This is a genomic window from Ramlibacter sp. (assembly GCF_013697775.1).
In the GTDB taxonomy this organism is placed as follows: domain Bacteria; phylum Pseudomonadota; class Gammaproteobacteria; order Burkholderiales; family Burkholderiaceae_C; genus Ramlibacter.
Map to the genome: position 1 here is coordinate 1 of NZ_JACCWG010000125.1, position 2,553 is coordinate 2,553.

Annotated in this window: 5 protein-coding genes; all 5 read right to left on the bottom strand. The window is 67.5% G+C overall.

The window, feature by feature from the left end:
• Window positions 1–613, bottom strand: a 613-nt coding sequence (locus tag H0U68_RS06425; protein WP_296353787.1) for a phospholipase D-like domain-containing protein, incomplete at its 3' end; no start/stop codon positions are given.
• A 9-nt stretch (window positions 614–622) separates the two neighbouring features.
• Window positions 623–1,351 carry an endonuclease/exonuclease/phosphatase family protein gene (locus H0U68_RS06430; RefSeq protein ID WP_296353789.1) on the bottom strand — a complete coding sequence of 243 codons (729 nt, stop codon included), beginning with the start codon at window positions 1,349–1,351 and terminating at the stop codon, window positions 623–625.
• Window positions 1,348–1,806: a dihydroneopterin triphosphate diphosphatase gene (gene nudB, locus H0U68_RS06435; RefSeq protein ID WP_296353792.1), complete on the bottom strand. Its 459-nt coding sequence runs from the start codon at window positions 1,804–1,806 to the stop codon at window positions 1,348–1,350. Before nudB ends, H0U68_RS06430 begins: the two co-directional genes overlap by 4 nt.
• Window positions 1,796–2,113, bottom strand: a complete 318-nt coding sequence (locus H0U68_RS06440; RefSeq protein ID WP_296353794.1) for a CcdB family protein — start codon at window positions 2,111–2,113, stop codon at window positions 1,796–1,798. The genes nudB and H0U68_RS06440 overlap by 11 nt, the downstream gene beginning before the upstream one ends.
• Before the next feature lie 10 nt (window positions 2,114–2,123).
• Window positions 2,124–2,393: a type II toxin-antitoxin system Phd/YefM family antitoxin gene (locus H0U68_RS06445; RefSeq protein ID WP_296353796.1), complete on the bottom strand. Its 270-nt coding sequence runs from the start codon at window positions 2,391–2,393 to the stop codon at window positions 2,124–2,126.
• Window positions 2,394–2,553: the final 160 nt, after the last annotated feature.

Genomic DNA, 2,553 nt, shown 5'->3' on the forward strand with positions numbered 1-2,553 from the left:
GCGCGGGCGTGCCGTGCGCCCCGTGCGGCAGCAGCGAATCCACCGCGCCGGCGAGCTGCGCATGGCGCAGCTGGCGCACGGCCTGCAGCCGGCGCCACTGCGTCTCCATGGTGGCGTGCATCTGCTGCACCAGCGCGCCGGTGACGCGCATCGCGAAGTCGAAGCGCGGCGCCTCCAGCACGCCGTGGTTGGGATCGTGGAAATCGTCGAGCACGTTGATGCCGCCGCAAAACCCCACGGTGCCGTCCACCACGCACAGCTTGCGGTGCATGCGGCGCCACTGCCGCGGGTACAGCAGGCCGAACGGCCCCGGCGGCAGGAACACCACCCATTGCACGCCGGCCGCCTCCAGGCGCAGGCGCCAGGAGGCCGGCAGCTCCGGCGTGCCGTAGCCGTCCACCACCACCCGCACCGCGACGCCGCGCCTGGCCGCGCGCTCCAGCGCATTGGCGACGTCGGCGCCGCTGCCGGTGAAGTCGAAGATGTAGGTTTCCAGCCGCACCTCGGCGCGCGCCGCGTCGATGGCCGCCACCAGCGCGGGGAAATATTCGCCGCTGCCCACCAGCAGCCGCAGGTCGTGGCCGCTGCGCAATGGAGACGCGCCCTGCGACATGCCGCGCCCCTAGAGCCGGAACTCCGCGAGCAGCGGCAGGTGATCCGACATGCGCCCCCAGATGGGGCCCTTGGGCACCTGCAGGCCCACCGGCTTCAGGCCGCGCGCGTAGACGAAGTCCAGCTGCGCGAGCGGCAGGCGCGAGGGATAGGTGGCCGCCTTCTGGCCGGTGAAGTCCTTCATGCCGAAGCGGCCCATCGGTTCGCGCAGCTTGGCGCCCCAGTCGTTGAAGTCCCCGGCCACCAGCACCGGTTCGCGCAACGGGATCTCGCGCGCGATGAAGCGGCCCAGCTGTTCCACCTGGCGCAGGCGGCTGGCGGCGATCAGCCCCAGGTGCACCACGATGACGTGCACCACGCGCCGCTGCACCTGCACCTTCACGTGCAGCAGGCCGCGCTGCTCGAAGCGGTGGTCCGACATGTCCTCATGCCCCTGCGCCACCACCGGCCAGCGCGTCAGCAGCGCATTGCCGTGCTCGCCGTGGCGCGTGGTCGCGTTGGTCTGGTACACCGACTGGTAGCCCTCGGGCGCCAGGAACTCGGCTTGCGGCAGCTCGGGCCAGCGCGTGAAATACCGCTCCTCGCCACGGTGCAGCTTGCGCACCTCCTGCAGGCACACGATGTCGGCGTCCAATTGCTCCACGGCATGGCCGAGGTTGTGGATTTCCAGCCGCCGCACGGGGCCGATGCCTTGCACGCCCTTGTGGATGTTGTATGTGGCAACGCGAAGCACTGTCATTGCGCAAATTGTGGCAGCAGCAGGATCGCTTCGGCGTTGGACGGCGAAAAACATGCGTCGGCCGCCGCGCGCCAGGGCAGCCAGCGCCATTCGGTGTGCTCGCGCGGGTTCAGGCGCACCGGCGTGCCTTCGGGCACGCGCAGGCCGAACACGTGCTCGGTGTTGCGCGTGACACCCGGCGCATAGCGGTGCAGCCAGCGCGGGTAGATGTCGTAGACGTTCTCGATGCCCCAGTCGGTGAGCGTGCCTACATCGCAGCCGATGCCGGTCTCTTCCTGCACCTCGCGCACCGCGGTCTGCGCGAAGGTCTCGTCCTCGTGGTCCTTGGACCCCGTCACCGACTGCCAGAAGTTGCCCGCGTGCGCGCGACGGATGAGCAGGACGTCGAGCGCCGGCGTGTGGATCACGACCAGCACCGATTGAGGGATCTTGAAGGGGCGCGGGTCAGATGCCACTGAGCACCGCATCCAGCGCCGCGACCAGTGCGCTGGATTCGGCGGTCAGCGAGGCAAGCGGACGCCCGAGGTCGCGCGAACGGAAGGCAGCGGCCAGATGCGGCAGCACGCGCAACGGCTGCCCGTCGACCCGAACCTCGGGACACAGCGATCGAGGGCACTTGCTCGGGGCGACTTCAGGCTTGCCCAAGGGCACCATCAGCCGTGTCGGCAATCCGCTCAGCAACTCGCTTTGCATATCCACCAGATACGGCACGCCGTCGCGGCTGACGGGACTGGGGTTGCAGTAGACATCGAACTGGGCCATTGCCAAGGGCTCACCAGGTACGGAATTCTTCGCCCGGAATGCCGTACTTCTCCACCAGCGCGTGCTGCTCGGCGATCCAGTCCTTGTACGTCTCGTCGAATTCCTTCTTGCGTTCGGCCAGCGACTTTTTCTGAGCCGCTTCCTTCAGCGCCTTGTACTCCTCGAAATCCAGCAGCACCGTGTCCGGCCGGCCGTCCTTCTCGACAATGACGGGCTCGTTTTTGGCCTGGGCGCAAAAGTACCCGAAACGGTTCTTCGCGTCGGTGGCAGTGGTTTGCATCGCGGGCTCCTAGGTGATGGCCATTTTAGCCATCACCTAGTGTCCTGTCCCGTAAATAACAGGCATTAATCGTGCTTGCTCTTGCGGTATCTTTCGAGCGGAGATACGCAATGAGAACGGGCAGGCCAAAGGCGGATTTGATCTTGTCGGACGAGGAGCG